The following is a 12,779-nucleotide window of genomic DNA, read 5'->3' on the forward strand; positions in this document are numbered from 1 at the left end:
TTGCAAAGATCTGTAGGGAACTTGGCTTTCTTATGAAGAAGAATGAAACCTCTGCGAAGGGGACCGTCCGCAAGAGCTACGAGGTCATCATGGCTCGCGGGAAGTACCAGCTCGAACTCCAGGACATGCGCCTGTTCATCTTTCTGCTGCACCAGTCCTACGGGCGGGAGGACAAAACCGGCATCCAGTTTGTCCCAGTGGCTGATGTGCTCAACTATCTCGGGCACAGGAACCTGGCTTCGCTCGAGCGCAGTCTCCGCAGCCTGAGCAGCGTGAAGATCGAGATCGACTACGAAGAAGAGGGCCAGTCGCGCTCGGTGAGCTGCCACTTCCTGTCCTACGACGTCTCCCGGACGACGAACGGAACCCTCGAATACGCCTTCGACAGCATCCTGATGCGGTTCATCTTCGAGCCCAAGATCTACGCGAAGATCAACATGGCGCTGTTCCAGCAGTTCAAGACCACCCAGGGCGCCAAGCTCTTCGAGATCATGTCGCTCTTCCACAAGCGCACCCACCGTTCCTGGCTCGTCACGGTCGACGAGTTCCGCGCCCGGCTCGGCATCGCCGACGATCAGTATGAGCGGTTCGACAACCTGCGGCGCTCGGTCATCGACAGGGCCGTCAACGAGGTGAACCGCCTGGCCCCGTTCGGCGTCGTTGTCGACTACATCCGCGGCGGGCGGGGCGGCAAGGTCGTCTCCATGGAATTCAAGGTCGTCCCGCGCAACGAGCTTCCCCTCGAAGCGCTGACGCTGGAGAAGGCCCGCAAGCCCAAGGGGCGCGATCCCCAGACGGTGGACATGCTGACCGGGCATACCGACGAGGAAACCGGCCGCGATCTCCTGGTGCCGCATGAGGCGATGCAGGAGGCCCTCCAGGTCCTCGAAGCAAACTCCCTCGGCGATGCCGACTTGCCGGCATACCTCGACGAATGGCGCGAGACCGCCCGACAGCAGAAGGTCACGGATCCCGGCGCGGCGTTCCTGCAATGGCTGCGCCTCAGGTTCGACGCCTCCCACGAGCCGGACATCGACGTGTTCGACGCTGACATCCTCGAGAACCTGCTGACGGAGTTCGAATGACCTACAACAAGTACGACATCAACGGGCCTCTCGAATACGCCAAGAAGCTCGCCGCCGCCCTGCGCGTGCCGCAGACCATGAAGGACCTGGTCGAGAAGGATGTCGAGGGCACCCGCTTCACGGCCGACAGCCTCTACCGCGAATGGGTGAACGACGTCCTGTCCCGCCCGCTGCACGACGCCACCCGCGAGGCAGCGATGCAGAAGCCGGAACTGCAGTTCTACCGCTACGCCGAGATGCGGGCGAAGGAACCGCATGCCCCCTCGCCGCGCTGTGTGCGCAAGCTCCTCGACCGGTACGGCGTAGACATCGTTGCCCCGATCCGCGAGCACCTCTGGGAGCGCCAGATCGAGTGGGCCCGCGCGCTCCAGGCGCATTGCGACGACGACGTGGTCCTGAACGCGAAGTACTTCCTTCGCGAGGCCACCGGTGAGCATTGCGACAAGGCGTTCGAAGGCCTGATCCGGTACCAGCAGGAGCGGTCCGAGCCTGCGACCTACGAGGAACGCCGGAGGCTCGACGAGATCGAGGAGAGCATCGGCGACATCGACATCGATGAGCTGGAGTTCTTTCCGACCTGCATCGAGTACATGCGCGCGAAGCGCTCCGAGAAGCCCTCGACGATGACGGAGAAGATGAAGCGCCAGGTCGCGGCCGGCATCCGGAAGCAGTACGAGATCGACCGGAAGGCGGACGCCATCCACGCGCACCGCACGTGGTTCACCCGCAACCCGCTGTACCTGGAATCCTACATCGCCGTGGAAGCCGCTCGCATGGGCTTGGGCAGCGACGACCTGGTGATCGTGCAGGAGGAGTTCCTGGCCTCGTTCGAGCGGGAGGGCCCGCCGGAAGGGAAGGACACGCCTGCCGCACGCTTCATGTCGCTGATGAACGCCTACCAGCGCGCCGGCCGCACGGCACCGGTGGTCTCGGAGCAGGAAGCCTCGCACCGCAAGGCAGAGATCGCCTCCCTCGGGGGGACCCGGCGGCGTGCGCTGAACCAGAACCACGTGGACGTGGAGGGCGACAACCCAAAGCGCTTAGCGGAATGGAAGGGTGAGGTCCTGAACGACATTCGACCGGCATCGCGGGAATGGGCGCTCGACTACTACCTATTTCTTATTTCCAGCGCGATCACCTAAGCTTGGGATGGACAAGACGGTGACTATCCTTTACAACATTGGCAACCCAGAGAAGACTGCCGCATGAGCTCCGATTTCCAGTTTTTCGACGACATCCTCGGCCGGGATGAAGATCGCCCTGCCCCGCCGCCCGAGCCAGCAAAGAAGGACGACTGGCCCGCGGCCCCCGATCCGGAGCGCCGTCCTGAACGCCAGAAGGCCGCGGCAAAGCCCGTGCCCACCTCCTTCGAGGCCAATCGGTTTGCCCTGTCGAACTGGTCGGACGAAACCCTGAAGCGCGGGCGCGAGGAACGCGGTGTGCAGGCGCCGGCCCGCCGGGCGCAATGGCGCGTCCAGCGGGAAAGCTCGGACGCTCCCGCGCGGACGCAGGAATCCTCCGCGGCGGCACCGGTGGCCACCCATCGCAGCGAACCGGAAGCCATCGACCTTGCCGCTCTGGAGGATCGCCCTGCAAAGGCCGCGCCCCCGCGTTCGGCGCGCTCTGATGATGCCCAGCGCCGGGCGTTCGAGAAGTCGAAATCCTGGTCGAAGACCATCGAGACGATCAAGTCGATCTGATTTCAGAAATTTATCCTTTCAACACAAGGGAAGGGTAAGTCTGCTCTGTTGACGTTTGCGCCCCCGATGGCGGCGTCGTCTCCAAAATTCACCGGATTGTCCTTGGCGATCCGCCCGCATACCTCGCTCCTTCGCCGCCTGTCGGAGCCGACAAACAGATTTGGAAGAAAGGAATACCATGACGTCTGCCGCCAACCAGGGTCTCAAGCTCGACCGCTTTTTCACGCGTGAGGCCGGGCCCTACGAGCTGATCGAGTTCACCCCCCGCACCTCGCAAATTCGCCAGCCAAGCGGCGAGATCGTCTTCTCGATGGAAGACTTCGCGGTACCGAAGGGGTTCAGCCAGGTGGCCGCCGACGTTCTGGCCCAGAAGTACTTCCGCAAGGCCGGTGCCCCGGCCCGCCTGAAGAAGGTCGCGGAGAAGGGCGTGCCGGAATTCCTGCAGCGCTCTGTGGCGGACAAGAAAGCTCTCGAGGAGCTGCCCGAGAACGAGCGTTACGTGGGCGAGAGCGACAGCCGCCAGGTCTTCGACCGCCTCGCCGGCGCCTGGGCCTACTGGGGCTGGAAGACCGGCTACTTCGCCACCGAGGACGACGCGAAGACCGACTTCGACGAGATGCGCTACCTGCTGGCGTCCCAGCGCTCGGCGCCGAACTCGCCGCAATGGTTCAACACCGGCCTGCACTGGGCCTACGGGATCGATGGCCCGAGCCAGGGTCACTACTACGTCGACCCGTTCACCGGGAAGATGGTGAAGTCGAAGTCCGCCTACGAGCATCCGCAGCCGCATGCCTGCTTCATCCAGTCGGTCAGCGATGACCTGGTGAACGAGGGCGGGATCATGGATCTTTGGGAGCGCGAGGCCCGTCTCTTCAAGTACGGCTCGGGGACCGGCACGAACTTCTCCGACATCCGCGGCGCGGGCGAGAGCCTCTCGGGCGGCGGCAAGTCCTCCGGCCTGATGTCCTTCCTGAAGATTGGTGACCGCGCGGCCGGCGCCATCAAGTCGGGCGGCACGACCCGCCGCGCAGCGAAGATGGTGATCTGCGATGTGGATCACCCGGACGTCGAGGAGTTCGTCTCCTGGAAGGTGAAGGAGGAGGAGAAGGTCGCGGCCCTCGTGGCCGGCTCGAAGATCCACCAGGAGAAGCTGAACGAGATCTTCGCGGCCGTCGCCGGGATGGAAGGCCCCGACGCGCACGACCCCCAGGCAAACCCCGCGCTGAAGGCCGCGGTGAAGTCGGCAGCCCACCATCGTTCACGTGAACCGGCAGCACATCGGGATGAACGCCAAGGATGGGGGCAACCGCCCCGTCTATACCGTGAAGTGCCCCGACGGCCGGACCCGGTATGCCCGCGAAGTGGAGTTCGAGGGCCGCACCCGCGCCGTCTACAACGGCTCCCAGCTGAACTGTGGGGCGCGGGCCTGGCTGGAGACCGAGCACGACATCGTTCTGATCGACGAAATGAGCTTCGAGGAGGCGCGCGCGCAGTGACCCTGTACTTGAACCAGGAAGTCGACCGGATCGGCCAGCCCATGCTGACGGTCTACGCCGACCCCGAGCGGGAGATCGTGGAGCACCCGGTCACGGGGAAGCGCTACGAACTCTTCGCGCTCGCCGATCCTTCCGAAAACTCTGAAATGGTGCCTTTCGAGAGACCATTGCCAGAATACCCTGACATGCCGGGCGCCACGCCCTCCGCCTGAATTTCAGAATCCTCTATTCCCCCCATGAAAGGTACCGAATGACCTCCGACACCGTCTCGCAGACCGACGCCTCCGCCATCGACTCCGTGCTTTCGGGGGAGAAGGACCTCGAGTACCGGCAAGGCTACGTCGTCGTCTCGACCCGGAGGTTCCAGGACATCCTGAACGAGCGGGACCGGCTGCTGGCGGAGGCCCGGAGCGAGGTGGCCAAAGCGAAGGAGGAAGCCCGGGATGCGGAGAGCGTGCTCAAGAACCTGTTCGACCAGCGGCGCCTGACGCGAGCGCAGATCGACGACGAGATCAGCTCCGCGGTCGCCGGATACCTGCGCACCAGCCGCTCAGGTGGCATGGATGCCGACGACGCGGACCGCATCCAGGCGGTGATCGACCGGATGCTCCAGCTCGGCATCATGGCCGACATCGTGAACCGACGGTTCGGGCATCCGGACGACATTCTGAAAAGCGTCCTGCGGGAGGTCGAAGCCGAGTGCGTCAGGCAGCGCACCTTGGAAGGGTGGAGCGCCGAGAACGATGACTCCTACCCCGGTGGACGGCTGGCCGCTGCGGCGGGGTGCTACGCCCTTCAAGCCGCGGACACGCTCGCAGGGCGACCTGCTCCGGAAGGTGAGGTTCCCCGCGCCTGGACGCTCGATCCCGCAGCCTGGAAGCCCAAGGACGCCCGCCGTGACCTTGTCCGTGCCCTGGCCCTCGGGGCTGCCGAGCTGTCGCGCATGCAGCGGCAAGAGGACGCTCAAGCAGACAGCAGCGCGGAGCAGTCGCCCGATGCCTGGCTCAGGGATCACCGCCGGCGCATTTCCCGGGAAGCTGCCCTGCACCCCGATTGCTTTTTCTATAGCCGAGAGATGATGAAGGAGGTCAACGGCATCCTGCGCAAAGCTCCCCTCAGCGAGCCCGACGAGACCGGTGGGGAGACCATGTCGGCCCTCGGGCAAGCTGCCCTTTCGCTCTGCATCGCGTCGCACCACGCGCTGCGGCGCGGCTCCGAAGTGAAGGTCCCGCTGCGGGGCACCACTGAGCACGGCGAGGATCGCGGCGACTTCGACGTCACGATCAAGCGTGCCGGTTGACGGTCAATGGCATTCGACGAGGTGCGTCGCGTTTTGCAGGAGGACGGCCGCATCCTCCGGTGCCAGCGTTTCAGCTTGCGGGTGAGTGTCGTAGGCGATCCCGTTCGAGGACATGAATGCCTTCGCGAGAGAACCGCGGATGGCGAAGTTGACGTTCTGCGCGATGTCGCCAATCGCGTCTGCGACCGCCACTGCATCGAGCTTCGCGACGACCACGCCGACGACGGCTCCGTTGCGATCAATGACGGGGCCACCACTGTTGCCCGGCTGAACGGGCGCCGAGATCTGGAAGCTGGTCTCGTCACCTTGCAAGCCCTTCAATGAGCTCACACTCCCGCGGCTGACGTTGAGCCCTCCGAGCAGCCCGTGGAGCGGGTACCCGGCAATCGTGATGTCGGCATTCAGCGAGGCGTCGCCCTGTCCGAATGCGAGCGGTGAGGTTTCGTGCTTCCCGATGAGGCGCAGGGCAGCGAGGTCGAAGACACTGCTGACGGCCATCACCTCGGCGGGCTGACCGTCCAGAGATACGCCCGAGCATCCTTCTACTACATGCGCGTTCGTGAGCGCGACGCCGTCATCGGTGACGTAGAATGCAGTTCCACTGCTGCCGGACTTGTCGTCCTTCGGCGCGCCAGGGGTTTCGGGCGGGGCGGCGCGCGCAAGCGCTCCAGGCTGCTCCGGGGCCTCGTAGCGGTCTTCCTCATCGGTGTCCTCTTCGAGAAAGCGACCGAGGTCTTTAGTGTACCGTACAAGGTAGCCGCTCTCGGCCGGGACGATGTCCTGTGGCGGTCCAGGCTGAATGCTCGCCGCAATCAGGGCCAACTCTCCCGACAGCTCGGCATCGGCGAACACGGAGATCGTCGACCAGGTGCCCTGGATCAGGTCACTGCGGACGTAGGCTGTTCCATCGCTGGAGCGGACCGAAGTGACCCAGGTGTCGTCTCCGCGCAGCGTGTAGGGCTCCCCGATTGCCCGGTTGTAGTTCGCGAAGCCAGAGTGAACCTCGAGTAGTCTCTGCGAGCGAAGGTCGTCGAGGATGACCGTCAACGGCAGGGAATTGTGCTCCCACCGCACCTTCGGACCGGCCTCTTCGGTGATGCGCATGTTCTCTAGGGGAAGCATCGCCGAGATCGCAAGGTGGTCGATGAGCTGGTACTCCCAGCCTCCTTCGACCCACTCATTCAGGATGCCGGCCGCGAGCCAGGCAGCATGCGCATTTGCCGGCTTGTCCGTGTCGAACTCCGCTGCGGTGTAACGCTCGAGCGCGCGTTGGCTGCCATTCCCCCAGATGCCGTCGAGAAGGCCATTGTAGTAGCCCTCCATCGCCAGCGCGGCCTGCAGGAACCCCTTCTCCGCGGTTGAAAGAGGTCGAGCGTCAAATTCCTCCCAAAGCCCGGTCGAAACGGGCACCGCAGCAGGGGCGTTGGTCGTCCTCCAGTCGACACGACGAATGTACTTCTGCCCGGTCGAGCAATACGCGTCATGCGGGTAGACGCCTGAGCGTTTCCGGGAATCGAGAATTGATGCCGCGGCACGCACGGGTACGAGATCAACGGCAATCGCGTACCAGCCATTGTCGCTTTTGAAAACTGACGCTGCGTTCTGCCAACCATTCTCAAGAATGTAGCTCCGCGCCTCATTCAGCGATGGGCGCGAGGCGATCACCAAGGCGCACATGCCATCCTGAAAAAAGGGGGCGGCGCCTCCCGCGGTTGCGCAGAGGCTTGCAAACAGGGCTGTAGTGAGCGTTCTCGCGAGTCTCATACCCCGGAGTGTATCCCGGAAACCTCGCAAAACCAGCCATCAATTCGCTTCCAGAGATACAGACCGAATTTGCAATAGTCGTGCTCAGCCTGCGTTTCGCAGGCCTGAAGACTGGTCACCCGAAAGACGGCTTGCCTTCCCGCCACCAGGTGACGGCCTGAGAGATGAACTTGAGGGCCTCGTCCTGATCGATCCACCCGGCAGCGTAGGGGCCGTCACCCTCGTAGGGGATACGACAGCGCCAGTCCGGCGCAAGAATGGGGTCTTTCCCGATGCCCAAGGACCACTGCGTTCCGCGGGCCCGGAAGTACAAAGGCCTGCCGTTCACCGAGCCTTCCGCCTGGACGGGGCAGAAGGTGCCCAGAAACTCGATCTCAACGCCTTCGGGCAAATCGCTCATGTCGACCTCTCTGAAATTTTTTGGCGGAGAGCATGGGGCCGGGCGCCAACATTCTGCAAGTCTGCCCGGCCGGTAGCAGCGCTGGCATTACTCAAAAGCCTCCTTGAAACGATCAATCCGATGCATCCGCTCATGAAGGATCGTGACAATACCGATATCGCCGTTCGAAAGGTGCCTCCCATAGACGAAATGCCGCTCGTACCGGAAGAAATACCCTTCCACCCCGAATTCAGCTGGCACGGCCAGTGAACGCACACCGCGCGATTCGATCTTCTCGAATGCGGCGAACAAGCCGGCGACGTAGCTCTCGGCCTGCGCCTCGCCCCACGTTTCGCGCGTGTATCTGTAGATCTCGTCGAGCCGGACGGACGCCGCCCCCTCGATCCGGATCGCCATGCGCTCAGGTCCGGTTCCGGGCGATCACCTCGGCGGCCGTCAGGGGCTTGTAGCTCTCCTCAGGCGCGGCAAAGGCACGGTTCAACTCGGCCTTCAGCCGGTCGAAGGCTTCACGCTCGACGCGCTCCTTGTCGCGACGGATCAGATCGCGGATGTACTCGCTGACATTCTCATAGGCGCCGTCCTCGCCGACATTCTTCGCGACGAACTCACTGAGCGCGCCGCTAACGCGCACGGTCATGGTGGTGGTGGTGGTGGTGGTCCGAGGCATGGCGCTCTGCCTAAATCGCATGTGTTCAAGATAACCAATATCGCACACGAAACAAGGGGTGCGCTTGGCGGGCGACGGTCCGTTCTACCCTTCCCGCGCGGCGTGCCAGTAGCGATGTGCGACGCCATCTTCTCTTGCCCGACGTACGATGAAACGCGCGTCTTGCGGTCGTCTCACAAACCCCTTTGAGAACAGGGGAAATCCGGTCGCAGTGGGATCGGGAAAACCGCTTTTGCGAGGCAAGTGGCGGTGCTGTCAGACAAATGCGAACCAGTCTCCGCTTGGGTAAGGCGCTCTACCCTCAGCCCGCGCAGAGCCCGCGCCACTCGGCGAGAGCGGCGGCGCGGTTCAGCTTGAAGTTGGCGCGGGACGAGAGGCTGCGCTCCGAGTTGAAATGGTTCGAGATGGAGGCATGAACGGATGCGAACAACTGAAGGCTTCGCAGCCGTCTGAAGCGCAGCATCGCGCGCTCGCGTCGTCGGAACGGCAAGTGGGAGTTCTCCGCACGATTATTCGCCCAGCGAGCAGTCTCTTGGCGGGCGCCGGCCCCTATTGATTTGAGAGCCGCACTGTAGGATCTCAGATTGTCGGTCACGATTGCGGCCGGTTTGCCGTGCCGGCGCATCGCTCGCCTGAGGAAGTTCAACGCGGCCTTCCTGTCCCGTCGCTTGGTCACGTAGCTTTCCAGGACCTCGCCCTCGTGATCCACGGCCCGCCACAGATTATGATGCTCGCCGTTTATCTTCACGAACATCTCGTCAAGGTGCCACCGCCATCGGCTCGACCGCATACCGCCAACCCGGCGTTTCCGGATCTCGGCCGCGAATACCGGACCGAAGCGGCGCCACCAGTAGCGGACGGTTTCGTGGCTCACATCGATGCCGCGTTCGTGCAGCAGATCCTCGACGTTTCGCAGCGACAGCGGGAAGCGGATGTAGAGCATGACCGCGAGACGGATGATCTCGGGCGAGGTCTTGAAGTAGCGGAACGGGCTGCGTTTGGTCATCCCGCGAAGCTAGATGCCCGCCCTGCCCCGGCTCAAGCGGAGTTTCTCTGACGGTGCCACCTCACGACCTTCGCGCAAAACTCCCAAGACATACCAACGACCACGCCGCCCGTGTCGCGTCTCCGCCTGTTTTGAGACAAGCCGGAACCAGCGAAACTGGGGCGCAGCGCAACCTCGCCAGGTTACTGAAGTTTATGGGGAATTTGAACCCGTCTCGCCGGGAGCGAGGGGCGGCTGGAAAGAGACGGTGGGCGTTTGGAGACCGACCTCGCGCGGCTGGGCCGTCTCCGAAGGGCGGATGGTCCCTGCAAAGCCCATTGGCACATAAAGAAAAAGGCCCCGCGAGGGACCTGTTTTTCGGGTTTGCAATGTGCAAGTGGCGGAGGGGATGGGCCTGACGTCCAACCTTCTCCGGTCATTAAAGCATTGTTATGGATAGGTTTAAGCCAGCAGGCGCAAGCCAGTCCCACCGAAACGCCATTAGACAAGCGCGATGTCCGCCCCGCCTCTTTGGGCCAGTAGCGAGTTGTCTTGTGCCGAAGCACTCTCCACTATTACGAATACCTCCATCGAGAGCAAATCGACGTTCGTTCCGACAAAGTTGCCTGCCACCGGGGTCACCTGTGTGATGTTTCGGGCCACGGCGAGTGGTATCAGGTTCCGGGACCCGAAGCTTCGGTTCGTGGGATCGAAGGCAATCCATCCGGCACCGGGGACAAATATCTCGACCCAGGCATGGGTGGACCCGGAACCCGCAGAACCCAAAAGGCATTCTTCCGCATCTGACAGATAGCCGGATACGATGCGGGAACCGAGTCCAAGTGTGCGCGCGGCTTCGGCGAGCAGGACCGCAAGATCACGGCACGAGCCCCATCGCCGGTCGAGCGTCTCGATCGGTGCCTGGGTGCCTTCAGTGTCGCGGCTCTGGTAGGAAATCTAGGTGAACACACCATTGCTGATGTCCTTCAGCAAGGACAGCGTGTCGGTCGGGCGCGCCATGACAAAGCCCTCGACCCATAGGGAAAGCCGACCGCCCGGGTCGGGATATTGCGGAACCGTCAACGCGCCCAGCTCCGTCCATTCGTCGTCGGCGTAGACAAAGGGGTACTGCGCGGCCGAGGCGGCGATGGCAAAGACCGGCCATGCAGGCGCGGTGAGATCCACTGTGGCACGGCTCTCGATCACCAGATGATCCGTCACGCCGTCAAAGACGGCGGTGGCGACAGCGTTGCTGGCCACGTCATGCGCCCAGGTCACCGTCGCCGTTGGAGAAATGGAGAGGGCATGCGCAAGTAGTCGCAGTTCCCTTGTTTCTCGGGGACGTAGCATCAACCGATGGGGCCCAAGAGGGACCTTTTGACGATATCTGTAGGTCGTGGTGTGAACGATCTCGAGGCAGGCCAAAATGATGTTCCAGTTAGGACTGAGGAAGACGGCGCGCAGCTGTGGGGATCAGCGGCGGCGAGATGCGCCCCCGCTGACGGGCGCGGCGTTCCGCCAGGCATTCAACCCCTTGCAGCGTCGGCAAATCCGTTCTCCGAAGCCTCCGCTCCAGAACGAGGTTTCGCATCGCAGGCACCGGCGTTCTTGCGGAACATCACCTACGGCCCTTGGGGTCGCGATGTCCGGTACGTCACCCTCGGCGATGGCCTCGTCCGCCGTCATGTTTTCCCCGCAGCCAGACGGGTGCGTGAGGACGGCGGCGAGTCCGGTCGTGAAGGCATGCCTTCGTTTTCGGCGGTCCGGATCGACTCTTCGTCCCGCGCTCCTCGGGCGGTCGTCTTCGACGGCGGCGCAGCCAGATTCGGATCGGACGTCCCAGACCGGGAATAGAGATGTCGCAGGTGCGCCTCGGAGACTCCGTCGGCCTTCATCACGAGCTGTACCATCGGATCGGCCAGCATTTCTTCAAGGAAAACGTCGGACAACTCCCTGCCGGTCAGCTTGTCCCTGGCACGTGCTTGGTCGAGGTCGGCAAGGGAAACAGTCAGAGTCCGTGCAAGTCCCGGATGAGATATCCGGGGATGAAGCTTCACAAGGACGGAGGCTTTCCAGGCTGCGGGATCCCGTTGATCAGGGGGTGAAGCCACCTCCGTTTCGATCTCGTACTCTCCCGCCGGGAGCGTCTCGTCAAAGCCCGGAACGGTGAACGGCCGGGAAAAAACTGCAACGGTCTTGCTCATCAGATCTTCCATTCGCGCGTTCCTTTCCCATGGTGCTGTGGGCGGTCCGCGCCCCTCACGAGAAATGAGGCGGGTAACCGGTGTACACCCTCAAGATGTCTTGGAATTGGCGGGTGCATCCTTGCCAGAAGCCTTGGGCTCGGTCTCCTTGGGAGGGGTCGTCGCTGTTTTCGCAGGCTTGGGCTTTAGCGCAGCCGCAGCCCTGGCGGTCAGGTCCTTGAAGGACATGTCATCGATCCTTTGATTTTCCGACGCCAACTCCTCGTCCATGTCGGACCGGGATACCTCGCATCGGTACTGTACATATGGGGGCTGGCGACCCAATTTGCGATGGTGCATCGAAAAAGAAGCCGAGGTCAGTCAGGCCAATTCATCCGTCCAGACCTTGAATTCCGTCAAAGTGTTCTGGTCGAAGGTCTGGGTCAGAGGGACATCGGCAGCATCGCGACCGCGCGCGATCAGGATTCTCGCAAACCTCGGCTTGTTGTTCCGCGGGTCGAACATGTGCCATTCCCCAGCAAGGAATACCTCCATCCAGGCAGCAAAATCCCCTGGCGGATGAGGCAGAGGTTCACCGATGTCGCTCAGATATCCGGTGCAGTAGCGGGCCGGAATGTTCATGCAACGACACAGCGCGATGGCGAGATGGGCAAAGTCGCGGCAGACACCCTGTCGCTCGGCGAGGGTCTGCGATGCGGTGCGCGTCGCCTTCGCTTGCATATAGTCGAAGCGGACATGTCCATGCACGAAATCGCAGATCGCCTGGACCCGCGACCATCCGGGATCCGAGGTCTCGAAAAGGCGCCACGCCTCCTCCGATAGAAGGTCGGTGTCGCAATACCGGCTGCCCTGCAAGAACACGAGCGTCTCGAAAGGAAGATCCTGAACCGCGTGCTGCCGCGCGCCGGGCATCGTGGGATCAGGCTGGCCCGTGTCGCGGAAGATGCCATCCGTCGACAGACAGAAGTCGCCCGCCGGAGCCAGGACGCGCGTGCACCAGTTGCCGAAGCCATCCCGGTAGCTTTCAAGCGGCACGCTCGGCGACGTCACAAGATAGTCGGCACGCTCCAGATCGCCGAAGCGCGAGTAGTGGACGTTCAGCATCGCAATCAGCGGCGTCGGTTGCGGGAAGCTGTATCGGAGACGACACCCTATGCTGACGTGCATGCCGGACACAC

General features: G+C 63.0%; 14 protein-coding genes and 1 pseudogene. 5 read left to right on the top strand and 10 right to left on the bottom strand.

All coding sequences use genetic code 11. The features are described from left to right. The first annotated feature begins 32 nt into the window (after positions 1-32). The 5 genes and pseudogenes from ACXYMW_RS10575 to ACXYMW_RS10595 all read left to right on the top strand — a co-directional run bounded on the left by ACXYMW_RS10575 (position 33) and on the right by ACXYMW_RS10595 (position 5,581). Positions 33-1,085, top strand: coding sequence for a RepB family plasmid replication initiator protein (locus ACXYMW_RS10575; RefSeq protein WP_459035289.1), 1,053 nt, complete (start codon positions 33-35; stop codon positions 1,083-1,085). Further along, positions 1,082-2,227, top strand: coding sequence for a hypothetical protein (locus ACXYMW_RS10580; protein WP_459035290.1), 1,146 nt, complete (start codon positions 1,082-1,084; stop codon positions 2,225-2,227). The genes ACXYMW_RS10575 and ACXYMW_RS10580 overlap by 4 nt, the downstream gene beginning before the upstream one ends. A 63-nt stretch (positions 2,228-2,290) precedes the next feature. After that, a complete protein-coding gene (locus tag ACXYMW_RS10585) occupies positions 2,291-2,785 on the top strand; it encodes a hypothetical protein (RefSeq protein ID WP_459035291.1) in 495 nt (164 codons plus the stop codon). A 178-nt stretch (positions 2,786-2,963) separates the two neighbouring features. Continuing rightward, positions 2,964-4,031 (top strand): annotated as a pseudogene (locus ACXYMW_RS10590) (vitamin B12-dependent ribonucleotide reductase); the annotation flags it as partial. Between the two features lie 500 nt (positions 4,032-4,531). After that, positions 4,532-5,581 (top strand): hypothetical protein, encoded by a 1,050-nt coding sequence (locus tag ACXYMW_RS10595; protein ID WP_459035292.1) that lies wholly within the window; start codon positions 4,532-4,534, stop codon positions 5,579-5,581. A 3-nt stretch (positions 5,582-5,584) separates the two neighbouring features. Here ACXYMW_RS10595 and ACXYMW_RS10600 read toward each other — a convergent pair whose 3' ends face one another. From ACXYMW_RS10600 to ACXYMW_RS10645, 10 genes are all read right to left on the bottom strand, one after another. Beyond that, positions 5,585-7,246: a trypsin-like peptidase domain-containing protein gene (locus ACXYMW_RS10600; RefSeq protein ID WP_459035320.1), complete on the bottom strand. Its 1,662-nt coding sequence runs from the start codon at positions 7,244-7,246 to the stop codon at positions 5,585-5,587. A gap of 214 nt (positions 7,247-7,460) precedes the next feature. Further along, complete coding sequence (locus ACXYMW_RS10605) at positions 7,461-7,745, bottom strand: hypothetical protein (protein ID WP_459035293.1); 285 nt, start codon at positions 7,743-7,745, stop codon at positions 7,461-7,463. An 87-nt stretch (positions 7,746-7,832) separates the two neighbouring features. Continuing rightward, on the bottom strand, positions 7,833-8,141 hold the full coding sequence (locus ACXYMW_RS10610; protein WP_459035294.1) for a type II toxin-antitoxin system RelE/ParE family toxin: 309 nt from the start codon (positions 8,139-8,141) through the stop codon (positions 7,833-7,835). Positions 8,142-8,145: 4 nt separating this feature from the next. Further along, on the bottom strand, positions 8,146-8,412 hold the full coding sequence (locus tag ACXYMW_RS10615; RefSeq protein WP_459035295.1) for a ribbon-helix-helix domain-containing protein: 267 nt from the start codon (positions 8,410-8,412) through the stop codon (positions 8,146-8,148). Positions 8,413-8,713: 301 nt separating this feature from the next. Continuing rightward, positions 8,714-9,418, bottom strand: coding sequence for an IS6 family transposase (locus ACXYMW_RS10620; protein WP_459035296.1), 705 nt, complete (start codon positions 9,416-9,418; stop codon positions 8,714-8,716). 480 nt (positions 9,419-9,898) lie between these two features. Further along, positions 9,899-10,354 (bottom strand): transglutaminase-like domain-containing protein, encoded by a 456-nt coding sequence (locus ACXYMW_RS10625; RefSeq protein ID WP_459035321.1) that lies wholly within the window; start codon positions 10,352-10,354, stop codon positions 9,899-9,901. After that, positions 10,355-10,822, bottom strand: a complete 468-nt coding sequence (locus ACXYMW_RS10630; RefSeq protein WP_459035297.1) for a transglutaminase N-terminal domain-containing protein — start codon at positions 10,820-10,822, stop codon at positions 10,355-10,357. It lies immediately after the preceding gene. A gap of 257 nt (positions 10,823-11,079) precedes the next feature. Further along, a complete protein-coding gene (locus tag ACXYMW_RS10635; RefSeq protein WP_459035298.1) occupies positions 11,080-11,613 on the bottom strand; it encodes a hypothetical protein in 534 nt (177 codons plus the stop codon). A gap of 78 nt (positions 11,614-11,691) precedes the next feature. After that, complete coding sequence (locus ACXYMW_RS10640; protein WP_459035299.1) at positions 11,692-11,871, bottom strand: hypothetical protein; 180 nt, start codon at positions 11,869-11,871, stop codon at positions 11,692-11,694. 90 nt (positions 11,872-11,961) lie between these two features. Continuing rightward, the gene (locus tag ACXYMW_RS10645) at positions 11,962-12,768 is read right to left on the bottom strand and encodes a transglutaminase-like domain-containing protein (RefSeq protein ID WP_459035322.1); all 807 of its coding nucleotides are present in this window, start codon (positions 12,766-12,768) and stop codon (positions 11,962-11,964) included. Positions 12,769-12,779: the final 11 nt, after the last annotated feature.

The organism is Roseivivax sp. CAU 1761 (assembly GCF_054482755.1).

Excerpts from the sequence above, each read along its gene's own strand:
- ACXYMW_RS10575 (WP_459035289.1), top strand. The coding sequence starts at position 33 with ATGAAGAAGAATGAAACCTCTGCGAAGGGGACCGTCCGCAAGAGCTAC.
- ACXYMW_RS10580 (WP_459035290.1), top strand. The coding sequence starts at position 1,082 with ATGACCTACAACAAGTACGACATCAACGGGCCTCTCGAATACGCCAAG.
- ACXYMW_RS10585 (WP_459035291.1), top strand. The coding sequence starts at position 2,291 with ATGAGCTCCGATTTCCAGTTTTTCGACGACATCCTCGGCCGGGATGAA.
- ACXYMW_RS10595 (WP_459035292.1), top strand. The coding sequence starts at position 4,532 with ATGACCTCCGACACCGTCTCGCAGACCGACGCCTCCGCCATCGACTCC.
- ACXYMW_RS10605 (WP_459035293.1), bottom strand. The coding sequence starts at position 7,745 with ATGAGCGATTTGCCCGAAGGCGTTGAGATCGAGTTTCTGGGCACCTTC.
- ACXYMW_RS10610 (WP_459035294.1), bottom strand. The coding sequence starts at position 8,141 with ATGGCGATCCGGATCGAGGGGGCGGCGTCCGTCCGGCTCGACGAGATC.
- ACXYMW_RS10615 (WP_459035295.1), bottom strand. The coding sequence starts at position 8,412 with ATGCCTCGGACCACCACCACCACCACCACCATGACCGTGCGCGTTAGC.
- ACXYMW_RS10620 (WP_459035296.1), bottom strand. The coding sequence starts at position 9,418 with ATGACCAAACGCAGCCCGTTCCGCTACTTCAAGACCTCGCCCGAGATC.
- ACXYMW_RS10635 (WP_459035298.1), bottom strand. The coding sequence starts at position 11,613 with ATGGAAGATCTGATGAGCAAGACCGTTGCAGTTTTTTCCCGGCCGTTC.
- ACXYMW_RS10640 (WP_459035299.1), bottom strand. The coding sequence starts at position 11,871 with ATGGACGAGGAGTTGGCGTCGGAAAATCAAAGGATCGATGACATGTCC.
- ACXYMW_RS10645 (WP_459035322.1), bottom strand. The coding sequence starts at position 12,768 with ATGCACGTCAGCATAGGGTGTCGTCTCCGATACAGCTTCCCGCAACCG.